A 14,700-nucleotide genomic window follows, 5' to 3' on the forward strand; every position below is an offset into this window, starting at 1 on the left:
TGGACCAATCGATGATCAAGGCCTGTCGTGATCAACCGAATGGCGGAGTTCCGCAACTTCCACGACCCGGAGGCGCAGGTAGACAACACGGTGCTTTGCGCCGAGGTGACCGCCGAGACCGACCGCCCCGTCGAGGATGTCCTCAACGCATTGGAGCGTTATGGTTTGGTCGACCGGGCCGAGGTGGACGACATAATGGTCTTGCCCGAAGGCTTCGGTTACCCGGTCTACGACCGCGGATTCGAGACCGTGAAGGCGCGTGCGGAGACCGTGCTGAGCCGATATGAGAACCTTCACTCGGTCGGGCGCAATGCCGAGTTCCGTCATATCGAGGTCGACGAGGATCTGGAGTCCGCGCTGGCGACCGTGCGTCGCCTTTATCCCGAAGCAATGCCCGAGTCAGTGTTCGAAAGACGGCCCGACGCATGAAGCGGCTCCTCGCACTGCTGCTCCCGATCCTCTTTACGGTCGGGCTGCTCGTCTATGCGCTGCGGGGTGTCGACCTGGGCACGCTGCGCAGCACATTGCTCGAAGGCGAGCTCTGGGTCATCGCGCCGTTCCTGATCCTGTTGGCGTTCTTTTTCTTCAACAGCGCACAACGTTGGACGCTGATCCTCAGACCATTCGGTCGCTTCTCGGTGCGGCAGGTCGCCCCCTCGATGATGATCGGCTTCGCCGGAAACAACGTGCTTCCGCTACGCATCGGCGAGCTGATCCGCACCGTCATTTTCGCGAAGGAGTCGGGATGCTCGCGCAGCGGGGTCCTGATGACGCTGGTGGTCGAGCGTGCGCTGGACCTGGTGGGTATCCTGCTGGTCTTCGTTACCGGTGCGATCCTGCTCGGCGAGCTGCCGCCCGGCTGGACCTATGGTCTCGCCATCGCGCTCGCCGGGATCCTGACGCTGATGACGGTACTGGTACTGCTCGGGCGCTTCCCGAATGTCTCGCTGGGTCTCTGGCGACGTTTGAGTCCGTCCCTCCCCGCCGTCGTCGCGGAGCGTGGGCAGACCTACCTCACCGAGCTGACGCGCGGCTTGGCAGCGCTCGCCACGCCGTCGACCACCGCAGCGCTGCTTGCGCAGTCGCTCCTGCGCTGGTATGTCGCGGCGGCGCTGGTTTGGCTGAGTCTGGCGGGCTACGGTGTCTCCGTGTCGCCCGGCGTGGTGATGCTGGTGGTCGGGGTCACCGCAGCGGCCGTGTCGCTGCCGAGCGTGCCCGGATTCGTGGGGCCGGTTCAGGCCGCCTTCGTCTTCGCTCTGACGCCGTTCGGCATCAGCCAAGAGGTCGCACTCGCCGCCAGCATTCTCTTCCTCGTGGGCCACTGGGTACCGATCACCCTGACCGGCGCACTCTTCTTCGTCTCGCGCCATTATTCCTATCGCCAGATCCGGCGGGAAGCAGCAGCGCTGAGCGAGGGTTCGGAAATCGCCCAAGACGATTTCCGAAGATAACCATCCCGACTGCGTGCGCTTACGAGACCCGGGGCGACTTCAGTCGCCGATCCATGGTCAAAAATGCTGCCCGGAAATTACCTATCGGCGAATCGGGCAGCGCGACGTGTGCGGCGGCTCGTCAGCCGATGCCGTCCCGCGCTCGGACTCGCCGTCATCCTCTTCCGGAGGAAGTCGGATCAGCTGTAGAGAACCAACCCCGAGCGCCGCCTTCAATGACTCAAGTTGCGACTCGAGCCGCACATCGGGGCCCTCGGGCAACGTCCAACGTCGCCGATCTCGAATGAGTGTGCGGTCGGATCCACAATCGTCCTTCATCGTGAAGACGTCCCAATCCCGCGGATGGATCAAGCCGTTGAACCAACCCGTTCCGTACGGAACCTCGACAGGCACACCGTCTTGCTCGGTCAGGGTCGAGCGGAACGCGATCCCCTTTGGATAGGCGGCGGCATAGACTGGATAGAACGCCCGCCCCTCGACGTAGACCGCCTGCTCGCCCGAATCGCACGCGAATGCAGCCGAGATCTCGGGACGCATGCCTGCGGTGTGGGCTTCGCCGACGGGATCGGTCGCATGGGCACGGAAGAGCCCGAACAAGGCAAATCCGACAACCGCGAGACTGAACACCTGCTGCACGCGCCGTGAGTGCAAACGCGACCAGACGAGATCGAGCGCCAAGACGATGATCACCAGATAGAGCGGCAACAGCATCGCTTGATGCCGCATGAGTCCACCGAACGGATAGGCGCCGACGCCCCCCGCAGCGAAGACCAATGCGGTCGCGATCACGGCCGCTAGAACCATCAGAACCCGAGCGCTCTGCCGGCGCCACAGCCCGACCGCCAGCACGGCGGCGGCAGCCGTCCAGAACAGCGCCACGGCGAGTATCTGCCCCGGGTCCGTCGCCGGAAACTGCGGGGTCAGCCAGCCGGCGTTGCCGACCAGACCACACCAGGCGAATTGGAGGATCGAATCGCCCTCGCTCAACGTGAAGGACTCCAGATGCATGGGCGCCACGGCCCCGCGACCGCGTCCATACCCGAGTGCAAACCACAGCAGCACCGAGAAGGCGCCGATCACCAGAACAACAAAGGCAAACCAATCCACAAAACGCCAAGTCCGCAACCATTCGAGCGGCCGTACAAAGCGACGTCCGGCCCGAACCGCCCACAGCAGCGCCAAGGCCAGAAACAAGCCGAGGATGACGAAGAGCGCCGAGTAGATGAAGCCGAATGCGATCGTGAGAGCCAACGCGGCCATCAGCAGTTGCGGTTTGGGTGCGGCCCCGGGGCCGATCGCGCCAGAGGCCGTCCGCGGGACGAGCGTCGTCGCAGCGAATAGTCCGATGACCAGGAACAGCAGTCCGAAGCTGTAGGAGCGCACCGAGACCGCAAGCTCGAGGAAGGCGAAGCTCGTCATGAGCAGCACCACCCCGAGCAAGGCCATCTCCGGGACGACCCGCAGACGCCGCAGCAACAGATACCAGAGCGGAACGGTCGCGACAGCGGCCAAGACCGACGGCAGCCGGAACCAGAATGGATCAGGGCCGAATCGGGCCATCGGCATGAGCAGGAGATGATGCAGCGGCGGATGGGCGTCGACCAAGCCCTCCTCCAGTGCCTTGGTCCAAGGCGAGAGAGTGCTCAGATAGAGGTGCCAAGCCTCGTCGTAGCCCCAGCGCGGATCGAGCGCAAAGAGCAGCCCGATCCCGAGTGTCGCGAGTGTCAGCAGGACGAGTGTCAGGATGGACTCGCGCCCCGAAATCGCATTGAGGGGACCTCTCTCGTGCGGTTGGATGGAGGTGGACATGGATTTCTCGGCCTCGCAGGAATTACGGACCCCTGCCTCGACATCCTCTGGGCGTCATTAAAAATGTCGGCTCCCCGAACCCTTTCGACGTGAAAACGCGTCGGCCGCGCGAGTGCACGAGCACCCTGCGGGCAACGCGGTTCACCGAGAACGCGGCTCAGTCGAGCGAGCGATAGTAATCCATTAGGATCTGCGCGACCTCGGGTCTGGAGAACTCGGGCGGCGGGGCGATCCCGTTGCCGAGCATCTCGCGGACCTTGGTGCCGGAGAGCAGGACGAAGTCATCCTTGCTGTGATCCGGGGCCTCGCACATCATAACAACCCGATTAAGCTTCTTCGAGTAAGCGGTATGGTCGGCCTTGAAGATTTCGATCTGCAAGGCGTCTGCGGGAACCTCTTCGTCGAAGATCGTCTGGGCATCGAATGCGCCGTAATAATCGCCGACACCGGCGTGATCGCGGCCGATGATGAAATGGGTCGCGCCCATGTTCTGCCTGAAGTAGGCATGCAGCACCGCCTCGCGCGGTCCGGCGTAGAGCATGTCGAAGCCGTAGCCCGTCACCATGGCGCTGTTGGGCGCGAAATAGAGCTCGACCATCTTGCGGATCGCCGCATCCCGCACCGGTGCCGGGATATCGCCGGGCTTGAGTTTGCCGAGCAGCATGTGGATCACCAGGCCGTCGCAATCGAGCCGCGTCATGGCCATGTGACACAGCTCCTCGTGGGCGAGGTGCATGGGGTTGCGGGTCTGGAAGGCGACGACGCGCTTCCAACCGCGCTCGGCGATCTCGTTGCGGATCTCCACGGCGGTGCGGAAGGTGTCCGGGAAATCGTCCTGGAAGTAGGAGAAATGCAGGACCTGGATGGGGCCCGAGACCGCGAACCGACCCTGGCTGTTGAACGTCTGGACGCCCGGATGCTCCGGGTCGGAGGTGCGGTAGACCTGCTCGGTCATCAGCGCCATCTGCGCGTCGCTCACCTGCTCGACCGCCTCGACATCCATCACGGCGAGTACCGGATTGCCCTCGACATTGGGGTCGCGCAAGGCGATCCGCTTGGCCCCGGCGATCCCGTTGGCGCTCTCGAGCAGGCAGAGAATCGGCACCGGGAAGAAGCGCCCGTCGGTGGTCCGCATCCCCTCGGCCACGGCGATGGCGTCGGCGACATTCATGAAGCCGGGCAGCGGACTAAAATACCCGCCGCCCAACATCACGGCATTGGCGGCCGCCTGCGAACTGATAATGACCGACGGCAGGGTCTCGGCCTCGCGCATCAAGGCATGGTGGGAATCCGGGTCGTAGACGAACAAAGGCTTCAAAGCCTCGGAACCGACAGGTTTGATCATCTTCTGCCTCTCTTGGTAGGGTCCATCGCGCGCCTGTCGATGCTCGACCGAGGAGGACGATGAAACGACTGAGGGAACTGCATTCTTGTCGGGCGTGTCATCTGGGTTCGTGCGCGGGCGACCCGCACCGCATCGGACACGACACGTTTCGGCCGACAGTGGTGATGCGGCAACCCCGATCCGCTTTCGGCTTGCTTGCCGGAACCGACCGACCTGCTCCGCCGATCCTCGAAACCATACCACGGACCTTGAAACCCCTTGCCCAGAGGATCTTTATGCAGCGAACAAATTCACTTTGCATAAGGGCGGTGCGCGGCGTCGAGTGAGCTAGACTTGCGCACCGCCCGGGCGGGCCCATCTTCCGCCACGACCAAACGATCGGAACCCGGAAAACAGACACAGCGAAGGACACACCCACCATGCCTTACTTCGTCTACAAGATTTTACCGCCCCTGCAACTGGAATACGTCGACACGATCGAACGCTATCAGGACGCCCGCGCACTGGTGCGTCGTCGCCGCGAGGAGGAAGCCACCGGGAGCGACATCCAGTACCGGCTCGTCTTCGCACGTCAACAAGGCGAGGCGGAGAAGCTGCTCTCCACCCCGCGCGACAATCGCGTCATCGGGGAGGACTAACCCGCAGCGCCCGACACGATCTCGAGCAAGCGACCCGACGACCCCGCCCGCACGTCAGCGCACCGACATCACCACGCCGGTGCCGGCGTCCTTCTCGGCCCAGAGAAACTGCCGAACCTTTCGCACGTAAGCCTGAGTTTCAGCATAGGGCGGAATCTTGCGTCCGTGCTTGATGACGGCCCCCTCGCCCGCGTTGTAGCCCGCCAGAGCAAGCTCGAGGTCCCAATCGAACATGTCCATCAGATCCCGCAGATAGGCCGTCCCACCGCGGATATTCTCGGCCGGATTAAAGCTGTCCGTGACGCCGTAGCGGGCCGCGGTGCCGGGCATCAGCTGCATCAACCCTTCCGCGCCGGCACGCGAGACGGCCGTCGCCTTGTAGGCCGACTCGGCCCGCACGACGGCATGGATCAGCGCTGGGGAGAGCCCGTAACGGCGGGCGTTGGCGGCGATCAGCTTCTCATAGGCGGCACGGCGCGTCGCGAGCGATCCCGTGATGGGTGCGGCCGCCTTGGCCCTCTCCCCGGTGAGCAGCTTGGGCTGTTTCAGGCCGGCCGAGCGTGTTTCGCTCTCGCGGACCAGTTTCTTTGACTCGCGCTTCCATTCGAGCCGATACTTGCCGCCTTTCAGCGGCGCATCCGTGAAATAGACCTTGCCCGCGGCATCGACGTATTTGTAGATATCGGCCTGAGCCACGTCCGCGACGCCGCACGCCGCCAGGACGACGAAGGTCGCCAGGATTCTTCGCATCTCAATCCCCCCTCCAACGGTGCCGAACCCGGTGTTTTACGGCGGTGCATGCTAGAGCAAGACGGCGCAACCGTCAGCCTCTCGGCATCGGCGGGAAGTCCGTCGTCTGCTGATTTGCAATACATATCCGCCCCGGAATGGCTTTACAGAACCATCATAGACGAATTATCGCCGGACGCGTGCGATTGCAAAACGTACATGAGCATCTTCGAATCGGTGTTCGGGATGTGGTCGAAACATGGTCGAAATAGAGTCAGAACACGGCCGGATCCGTTTGAAAAACGTCTCTCGCGAGTCATCACGTAATCTGTTAAATCAACAAAAAATTAATCATTTCAACAGTATGTTGTCATTGTTATCTTGTGTAAGATTTTAAGCTCGACATCGAATGGAGTACGATGAGAAATTTTTGATTGCTTTTCGACGACTACTTCCTATACTCTCCTCCTGCCTACAGGCTAAAACGTCCAATGTACCGGGGGGAACATGAATCGACGTTACTTTCTGGGTGTGGCTTTGTCTGCTGCCGCCGCACCCGCATTTGCCAAGAAACCGGCCGATCGTCCGCGTGTCCTGGCATTCAATCATCTCCATACCGACGAACGCCTCGCGGTGACCTATCGGATCGGAGACCGCTACCAACGCAGTGCGCTGCAAGAGATCAATCACTTCTTCCGAGACTTTCGGACCGGTGACCAGGTCTCGATGGATCCGCAATTGCTCGACCTCTTGTACGACATCAAGATCCACCTCGGCGACCCCGATGCCCGCTTCGATGTTCTGAGTGGATACCGGTCGCCGCGCACCAACAAGATGCTCCGGGAAACCTCCGGCGGCGTCGCAAAAAACAGCCTGCACCTCACCGGACAGGCGATCGATGTGCGCTTCCCCGACCTTCCGACACGCTCTATCCGAGACGCGGCGATCGCCCTCGGGCGCGGCGGTGTCGGCTACTACCGTCGTTCCGACTTCGTCCACCTCGACACGGGTTCCGTCCGGCGCTGGGGCGCCTGAGCAGGATCCGTCCGCGCCGATTCCGCGAGCGGCCGTTCGTTGTTCGCGGAATCGGCGACTTCGGAGGCTTTGCGCCGCACCGGGCGCGTCGAACAGACCCGAGCCGGATCGGCCCGGTCCAATCAGCCGAGAATCCGAAACCCGGACGTGAGCGCCGGGATGTCGACCTCGGTCACCGCCAGTCGCAGGCGCTCGTTCAGCCCGGGCGCATCGCGCGAGCGCACCCGCGCCTCCAGTGCCAGATCCGGGATCAAGACCGTCACCTTTCGCTCGTCGCTGTCGACGACGACACCCTCGCCCCGCCACTCCTGATTCTCGCGCAGGAAGACGTGTTTCCAGTGCTGGTTGGAAAGCCGCTCCCCGCGTCGAACGGATGCTGCGGCAAGCTCAGCCTGAGCGACACGCGCCGTGACTTCTTCCTCGGAGAGGCCGGGTCGGCCGGTCAGCTCGGCCCGGATCTGTTGATGAACCAACAGATCCGAGTAACGGCGAAGCGGGCTCGTCGCCCTGGTGTAGATCGGCAGACCCAGCCCGGCATGCAGATCCGGCATGCCCGTCAGGCGGGTCGGCTTGAAGCGGCGTCGCCGCGCGTACATGGACGCGAGATCGGTGGCGGCATCCAGACCATCCGGTAAGGCTTGTGTGGCATAGGGGATCGGGATCGCGCGCTCCAAACAAAACCGCCCCGCGGCCACGCCGGCCATCAGCATGGCATCCGTCACCATGGCACGGCTGCCGAGCCGCGGGAGCTGACGGATCCGTACCTTCCCTTCCTCCAGCCGGATGCTCACCTCGGGCAGATCCAGGCCGGTCGCACCCTCGGCATGACGACGGACGCGAAAGGGCTCGACCAAGGCCCGAATGGCTGCAAAGGGACCTTCATCGAGGCGCTCCTCGACCCAGTCGTAGCTCAAACGCTCGACGCGCACCCAGGTGCGATGGACTTGGATGTCCAGGATCTCGCCCTGCGCGTCGCACAGCATGCCGAAGGAGAGCGCCGGCGAGATCGGCTGCAGCCCGAGCCCGAGCTGATCCGTGACCTTCGCGGGCAACATGTTGACCACGCCCTCCGGGAGATACAGGTTCGCCCCGCGCGCCCTCGCCTCGCGCTCGATCTCGGACTCGGCATCGATCAGCGCGGCGACATCGGCCACATGGACCCAGAGCCGATCGCCGTCCACGCTGATCGCGTCGTCCGGATCCTGATTGCCTTCATCGTCGATGGCGTAGGCCGCAAGGTGCGTCAGGTCGAGACGTTCCTCCTCGATGAGTGCCGGAACAGACAGGTCGGGATCCCGGGTCGAGACCCCGCAACGCGCGGGATACGGATTGTGGGTGGCATGCCAATAACCGACCTGAACCAGTGCGCGATGGGCGTTTTCGGGCGTCTGTTGGTGTCCCAGCGCGGCGAGGATACGACTGTGCTCGGATTGCCCGTGCGCCAAGCGCTCGACCTCGCCGAGTCGATCCCGATCCTCGGGCGCCGGCGCCGCCGCGGACATGCGCTCCAAAAACGCCTGCCAATCGCGCTCCGCCGCCGCCTTGGCCTCCCGCTCGGCGCGATCGCGCTCGACCACCTCGCGGGGGCGTGCCTGGATCTGCGCCGGGGTCCCGCTGAAGGTCAGACCCTCGGAGACCAACTGCCAAGCCGCCCAAGCCGTGGCCGGCGTGAAGGCGTCGAACGCCAGCTCGGCGAGATCCTTGAGGTTGGTCTCCGAACCCTCCAGCAGCTCCCAAGCCGCGTGCAGCTCGCCCTCCTGCGGCGCGAGATCGGCGAGACGATGCAGTGGACCGGGATGCAGCAGCTCGACATCTTTGGGCCGAACGCGCTTGTGCCCGCCGTCAAGCTCGATCTCGATCTTCTCCCCCACGCTGACCACGCGCGCGGGGCGAACCTTGTAAAGCACCAGGCTATTGACCGGCGGACTGCATTGATATGTCGACAAGCTGCTGTGATCTCCACTGCACCATCTAAACCGGCCTTGCGCGATCGATCCCTGTCGAGCGCGGTTTTCGCGGCACCTTTGGTTATGATACCGGAACCGGCCGCCTCTCGACGCAGCATCGTGCGGCCTTCCGGATTCCAGCCCGAGGTAAACAGCATGCATCCAGTTTGGCGAGACCATCTCACCGCGACCTCCACGCGTATCGACGAGGACGGGATCCCGCGCTTCCCCGAACCCGCTCCCGACGCGAAACCCGACTGTCGCCTCTTTGATCTCTCCCATCTCGGACTCCTTGCCGTGCGCGGCGCCGACGCCTTCGGCTTTCTCCAAGGCCAGCTCAGCAACGATCTGCGCGAGCTCTCCGAGAGCCATGTGCACTGGAGCAGTCACTGCAGCCAGAAGGGACGCATGCTGGCCAACTTCCTGGTGATTCGGGTCGGCGAGACCTTTTATCTCCAACTGCCGGCGGAACGCGTCCCGGATCTCCTCAAACGGCTGCGCATGTTCGTGCTGCGCAGTCGCGTGACCATCGACGACGCAAGCGACGACCTGGTCCGCATCGCGATCGCCGGCGATGGTGCCGCGGTGGCCCTGAGCGCCTGCGACCTCCCGGTTCCCGAATTCGAGAACGGCCTCGCCATCGTCGGCGAGATCGCGGTGGTTCGCCTGCCGGGACCCACGCCGCGGATCGAGATCATCGGCCCGCCCGAGCCGCTGCGCGCGCATTGGGACACACTGAAGACCCGAGCCGTGCCCGCAAACACCGACGCCTGGACACTGCTCGACATCCGTGCCGGTATCCCGAGCGTCTACAACGAAACGGCAGACACCTTCGTCCCCCAGATGACCAACATGCAGCTCATCGACGGCGTCAGCTTCCACAAGGGGTGTTACACCGGCCAAGAGATCGTGGCCCGGATGCAGTATCTCGGCAAGCTCAAACGCCGGATGTACGTCGGCGAGGTCGAGAGCGACGCGCCGCCGCGACCGGGCGATGCGCTCTTCTCCCCCGACAGCACCTCGCAGCAGGGCAGCGGAACGGTGGTCGCGGCCAGCCCGCTCGACACAGGGCGTTACGCGCTGCTCGCGGTCGTGGAGATCAAGGCGGCCGAATCAGGCGAGGTCAGACTCAGCGAAGGCGGACCGCCGGTGCGGCTCGAGGCGCCGCCCTACGGGTTCCCGGTCGAGGAAACGGCGACGGGTTAAGGCGATCTCCGGGACTCGGCACCCCGACCTCGCCCGCCTTTTAACCGGGGGAGTCATTCGAAGGACGAGCGAGAGACTCAACGGTCTTCCGGAGCCTGATCCGGGCCTATGGCTTCCGGATCCGGCTTCGCTCGAGGTCCGCCCGACACCGGCGCGGATAATCGCTATTCGTAGACCCCCGCGGCCAACTCCTTCTCCAACATGGAAACCTTGAGTTTGAGGTCGTCGCGGGCCGCCTGCTTCGCGGCAACATCGGTGCCGGCGTCGGCTGCCTTGCGGGACTGCACGCTGCTGTCGATGGCGGCCACCCTTGCCGCGAGCTCGCGGTTGGCCTTGGTTTCGGCGGCGAGGCTTCGCTTCAGATCGCCCCATGCGGCGTCGAGCCGAGCATAGTCGGCTTGCCGGCTGCTCAGCTCGCCCTTCACCTTGGACTGCTCGGCCTGAAGCTCCGAGAGCACCGAGCGGAAGGAGGCGTTCAGACGCTGCTCTTGCTCGAGCGTCGCCTGCATTGCGCGCTGGCGCTCGCCATAGGCGCCGGACGCGAGACATCCGGTATTCTTGAAGAAATCACGCGTGGTCGGGTCGCACTCGCCCGGCGTCGTGGCACAGCCGGCGATGCTCGCAGCCAAGGCGACCGCGCAGGCGAGAAAGACGGGGTGCGCGCGCCACACGCCGGTGATTCGAATCGTCTCGATTGCCATGATTGCTAACCGGCCACAGGGGAGGCGTTGATCTGTTGGTCCATCAGCGCGACCTCCTGCTCCAGGCCCGAGATGCGCTTCTTCAGTGAGCCGATCTCTCGGTCCAACTGCGCGGTATTGGTCCCCGACTGTCGCTCGAGATTGGAGATGTCCACCCAGTCCTGCTGCTTGGTCTTGAGCGAATTGACCGTGCTCCGCAGCTGATCGCGATTGGCCTTCACACCGGCCAGATCGCGTCTTGCCTGCTCGCTCGAGATGGCCTTGTTGCGATAGGCCGCGTTGACCTGCGCAAGACGTTTGCGGTCGGCGGCGATCACCTCCTCGCTGGTTGCGATCAGACTCGAGATGCGCGCGTTCTCCGCCCGCACGTCCGCGGTCATGGCCGCGATACGCTGCTCGTCGTTCTGATACTGCTGACGCTTGGATTGCACGTAGGCATTGGCGGCAAGCCCGACCGCACAGCCGGCGGCGGCACCGATCATCATGTTGTTGCTGCGTTTGCCGTCCGACAACATCCCGAGCAAGGCGCCCGCGACGGCGCCGGCGGCACAGCCTTGGAGCGAGGTCTTGGCGTCGAGCTGGGAGGATTGCTGGCGCATGCGCTGCTCGGCAGGCGTCAGCGGACCTGTCGCGCCGTAACCGCCATTGCTTGTCGGAGTGGTGACGCAGCCGGCCTGGAGAAGGGTCAAGGACAGACCGAAAACGACGATGCTCTTACCCGTTCGACGCGCGATCGACATCTGAATGCTCCTTGTGAATGGTTCCGCTCGGATGGTTCCGCGGGTGTGCAACCCTGCACGTCCGTCGTCTGAGTCTAGCCGATCGCGGTGCGCTCGAGCGCCGAAAATTGCGCGGCTCATCGCAGTTCGCGACAAGCCTTGAACCATTCGGCGCGTGCGACGGCGCCCGTTCGCGCATAGTCCATGACCTGCCGATGGAAGCGCTCGGGATAGATCCCCAGATCGCCGTAGCCGCGCGCGGTCAGCTCCGAACGCAGTCCGAGCAGCTCCGTGTCCAGAACAGCCAGGTCGTCCGGATAGGTCTGCGCCGTGCGGACGATCGAGTCGGCATAGACGCCGATATTGGACTCGAGCACCGCGTCGTCGCGCGCCAGATCCTCGGCGAGCCGGCGACAGCGCGGATGCTCGGCCTCCTCGTTGTCTTTGCAGAGGTCGTAGCGCCGGCGGAGCAGATCGATGTTGTAGCCCTCGACCGAGAGCTTCTCGCACAGCACTCCACCGAAACGCAGGGCCTCGCGGGCGCTGCGTGCACGCTGCTCGTAGAGCCGCTGGTTCGTCCCGGCAACCAGGCTGCGCAAGCGCTCCAGACGCTGCTTCATCTCGGGCTCGCCGCTCGCCCGGGCGAGTGCGGTCAGCTCGAGCACCGGGTCCTCGAAGGGGCGATCGGACAGGACCGGACGCGGCGGTGGCGTCTCTTGCGGCCGAGCGACATCGCTGCCGAGCCGCTCCCAGGCGGCGCGCACGGCGTCGATGCGTTGCTTCGAGGTCAAGACAGGTGCCGCGAGCAGGACGCGAAAACCCGTGTCGGCTGTCCCCACAGCACCGCGATCGTCGTAAAAAGGGACCTCGCGCCTCAGCGAGCTGCGCAGATCCTCGTCACTGGAATGGAGACTGCCGCCGCGCACCACCGCCGCACCGGGCTGACCGTGGCGACGCTCCACCCGGTGTAGCCGAAAGGGGTCAAGGACATACTCCTCGAGATTGCCCATCACATCGTGAAGCCCGAGCGGGTTCGGCTCGAGCACGCCGATCGGGCGCACCTGACCCTGCGCGTTCTGGTTGAACCAGGCATGGCGGGCAGGTCCGTCCGGCATCGGATACAGCATCTCGCGGAACACCGCAGGGCTGACCCGATCGCCCCCGCGCGCGGCATATTCCCACTCGGACTCCGTCGGCAGGCGCACGAAGGCAGGCACCCCGTCGGCGCGCGGCAGGCAGGGCGTCGCGGCCGTGTCGCAATCGGCGATCGACGCGGCCTCCTCGCGCAGCCAGAGCGAGTAGCGATGCGCGAAGTCCAGCGCATCGTGCCAGCCGACACCGCCCTTGGGGAGTCGCGCCGTCGCGCCTTTGCCCGGTTCCGGACAGGTCGCGCCGGACGCGGCAGCAATGACCGCGTCGTATTGCAGCGCAGTCACCTCGTACTTGCCGATCAGGAAGCGACGTCGTTCGCCCTCGGGTGCCTCGAAACTGCCCGCGAGATGGTCGAGATACCGATGCTCGGCATAACCCTGGCTCTCGGTCTCGCTGCCGAGCTCCACCTCGGTGTCGGCGAGCGGGTCGGTGCCCGCCGTGCCGACCGGCCGGAACGCCATGGCGCCGCCGCACGGCAACGGGACGATGAGGTCCTCGGGTGCGGGCTTGGGGTTGTAGAGCGCCTCGGGCCAGGTCACCGAGACCTCGGCGACGCCGTGCGTAGCAAACGACACCAGCCCGATCGCCAATAGACGGCCCAGCCACCCCGTACCCCTTACATCAACGGATCGCTTCACGCAAACCCTCCGCCGGACTCACGCGTCCGGCCCGTATCGCCCCGGCCGTCGACGCGACCAGGGCTACCAGCATGACCAATCCGGACGCCACACCCAGGTCTTGGATGCCGAGCCGGGTCAGATAGCCCCCGCCGGCCAGATTTTCGCCCATGACGGCGTCGAACGCATGCGCGCCGACCAGATAGCCGGCACCCGCAAAGAGCAGACCGAGTCCGGCGATGAACGACCCTTGGATTACCGGCAGCGCCGCGACCGCGCCGGGTCCGAACCCGAACAGCCGCAGGAGCGCCAATTGACGGCGCTTGCGCTCCACACCCACCCAAAGCGCACCGCCCAGGGCGAGCGCACAGCCCGCCCCGCCGATCAAGGCGATGACCCGAAACAGGAACGACAGGGTGCGATCCACGGCCTGCACCGAGGCGATCCGCTCGGCTTGGGTGCGGACCTCGATCCCCTCGGCACTGACCGCGGCGGCGAGCGGGCCGACCTGATCCAGTCCGGTCGCATAGAGCCGGGCGTTGGCGAAACGCGTCTGACCGTCGGCATAACCGATCGGGACGACGCCCTCGGGCGGCAGATCCAGTGTACCGTCACGGTAGTCCTCGGCGGCAACCAAGAGGTCCAGGCTGGTGAAGAGCGCATCGCGCGCGAACCGCGCCTCGGGCACGATGCCGGTGACCGAGAGCGGCAGACGCATGTGCTCGGAGACGCCGTCGCGGGTGCGCTTCACCACGGCGACCAGGGAGGCCGGATCGGCCCGGGTCGGAACGCCCTCCTCCGTTCCGGATTCCGGCGCCCCGGCGACCGGCTGGGCGGGCACCAGGCCCAGCCGGCGCGCCAAGGTCGCGGTCACCAGGACCTCGCCGGGATGGCTCGGCAGCACGGTGCCCGGCGGCAGAAGCGGATCGCCGAGCGCCGTCGGGATCACCTCGACCGCCGGTAGGAGCCTCCGCGCCGAGTCCAGCAGATCCACGCTGGCATTGATGGTCCGTGTCTTGGGGATCAGAAAGGCGACGTCCGGCCGCGCCGCGGTTTCGGCGAGCCAGTCGCGATCCAGCCGAGCGCTGCCGTAGATGACGACCTCTAGGTTACGCGGATCGCGCAACAGGGTCTCGCGCAGGGTCTCGACGACGCCGTTCTTGAGTCCGAGCAGCAGGAGCAACGGGGCCAGGATCGCGGCAACCGTCAGCACGAAGACCAGAGTCGTGTGCCGATCATGGCGCAGATCCTTCCAGGCCAAGGCCCAGACCTCCGCGGCGACGGGGCGGAAGGATGAAGGCGTTGCGGCGGTTGCGGTCATTCGGCGATGCTCGAAACCCGTTGTGGGTCGG

At 65.0% G+C, this 14,700-nt stretch carries 13 protein-coding genes; 5 read left to right on the forward strand and 8 right to left on the reverse strand.

All coding sequences use genetic code 11. The annotated features are described in order from the left end of the window. Positions 1–39: 39 nt before the first annotated feature. Together B4N44_RS10020 and B4N44_RS10025 are read left to right on the forward strand one after the other, a co-directional pair. Positions 40–429 carry a hypothetical protein gene (locus B4N44_RS10020; RefSeq protein WP_296700172.1) on the forward strand — a complete coding sequence of 130 codons (390 nt, stop codon included), beginning with the start codon at positions 40–42 and terminating at the stop codon, positions 427–429. Further along, complete coding sequence (locus tag B4N44_RS10025) at positions 426–1,451, forward strand: lysylphosphatidylglycerol synthase transmembrane domain-containing protein (RefSeq protein ID WP_296700173.1); 1,026 nt, start codon at positions 426–428, stop codon at positions 1,449–1,451. Before B4N44_RS10020 ends, B4N44_RS10025 begins: the two co-directional genes overlap by 4 nt. Positions 1,452–1,532: 81 nt before the next feature. On the opposite strand, the gene B4N44_RS10030 is transcribed toward B4N44_RS10025, so the two are convergent. Continuing rightward, positions 1,533–3,260: a hypothetical protein gene (locus B4N44_RS10030; RefSeq protein WP_296700176.1), complete on the reverse strand. Its 1,728-nt coding sequence runs from the start codon at positions 3,258–3,260 to the stop codon at positions 1,533–1,535. 157 nt (positions 3,261–3,417) lie between these two features. Next, positions 3,418–4,605: a sulfate adenylyltransferase gene (sat, locus tag B4N44_RS10035; protein WP_296700178.1), complete on the reverse strand. Its 1,188-nt coding sequence runs from the start codon at positions 4,603–4,605 to the stop codon at positions 3,418–3,420. A gap of 419 nt (positions 4,606–5,024) precedes the next feature. Here sat and B4N44_RS10040 point away from each other — a divergent pair, with 419 nt between their 5' ends. Then, on the forward strand, positions 5,025–5,243 hold the full coding sequence (locus tag B4N44_RS10040) for a hypothetical protein (RefSeq protein WP_296700180.1): 219 nt from the start codon (positions 5,025–5,027) through the stop codon (positions 5,241–5,243). Between the two features lie 54 nt (positions 5,244–5,297). Here the strand turns inward: B4N44_RS10040 and B4N44_RS10045 are convergent, their stop codons facing one another. Beyond that, positions 5,298–5,993, reverse strand: coding sequence for a lytic transglycosylase domain-containing protein (locus B4N44_RS10045; protein ID WP_296700183.1), 696 nt, complete (start codon positions 5,991–5,993; stop codon positions 5,298–5,300). Between the two features lie 486 nt (positions 5,994–6,479). Here B4N44_RS10045 and B4N44_RS10050 point away from each other — a divergent pair, with 486 nt between their 5' ends. Next, positions 6,480–7,007 (forward strand): YcbK family protein, encoded by a 528-nt coding sequence (locus tag B4N44_RS10050; protein ID WP_296700184.1) that lies wholly within the window; start codon positions 6,480–6,482, stop codon positions 7,005–7,007. Positions 7,008–7,129: 122 nt separating this feature from the next. Here the strand turns inward: B4N44_RS10050 and B4N44_RS10055 are convergent, their stop codons facing one another. Beyond that, on the reverse strand, positions 7,130–8,953 hold the full coding sequence (locus B4N44_RS10055) for an RNB domain-containing ribonuclease (RefSeq protein WP_296700187.1): 1,824 nt from the start codon (positions 8,951–8,953) through the stop codon (positions 7,130–7,132). Between the two features lie 156 nt (positions 8,954–9,109). On the opposite strand from B4N44_RS10055, the gene B4N44_RS10060 reads away from it, so the two are divergent. Continuing rightward, positions 9,110–10,159, forward strand: coding sequence for a YgfZ/GcvT domain-containing protein (locus B4N44_RS10060; protein ID WP_296700190.1), 1,050 nt, complete (start codon positions 9,110–9,112; stop codon positions 10,157–10,159). A 164-nt stretch (positions 10,160–10,323) separates the two neighbouring features. Here B4N44_RS10060 and B4N44_RS10065 read toward each other — a convergent pair whose 3' ends face one another. The 4 genes from B4N44_RS10065 to B4N44_RS10080 form a co-directional block, all read right to left on the reverse strand. Next, on the reverse strand, positions 10,324–10,860 hold the full coding sequence (locus B4N44_RS10065) for a hypothetical protein (protein ID WP_296700193.1): 537 nt from the start codon (positions 10,858–10,860) through the stop codon (positions 10,324–10,326). Between the two features lie 5 nt (positions 10,861–10,865). After that, entirely contained in the window at positions 10,866–11,600 is a 735-nt protein-coding gene (locus B4N44_RS10070; RefSeq protein ID WP_296700195.1) for a YMGG-like glycine zipper-containing protein, read from the reverse strand. Positions 11,601–11,716: 116 nt separating this feature from the next. Next, entirely contained in the window at positions 11,717–13,369 is a 1,653-nt protein-coding gene (locus B4N44_RS10075) for an SUMF1/EgtB/PvdO family nonheme iron enzyme (protein ID WP_296700198.1), read from the reverse strand. Beyond that, the gene (locus B4N44_RS10080) at positions 13,353–14,669 is read right to left on the reverse strand and encodes an ABC transporter permease (RefSeq protein WP_296700200.1); all 1,317 of its coding nucleotides are present in this window, start codon (positions 14,667–14,669) and stop codon (positions 13,353–13,355) included. Before B4N44_RS10080 ends, B4N44_RS10075 begins: the two co-directional genes overlap by 17 nt. Positions 14,670–14,700 lie beyond the last annotated feature (31 nt).

This window comes from Thiocapsa sp. UBA6158, from assembly GCF_002423035.1.
Classification (GTDB): Bacteria; Pseudomonadota; Gammaproteobacteria; order Chromatiales; family Chromatiaceae; genus Thiocapsa.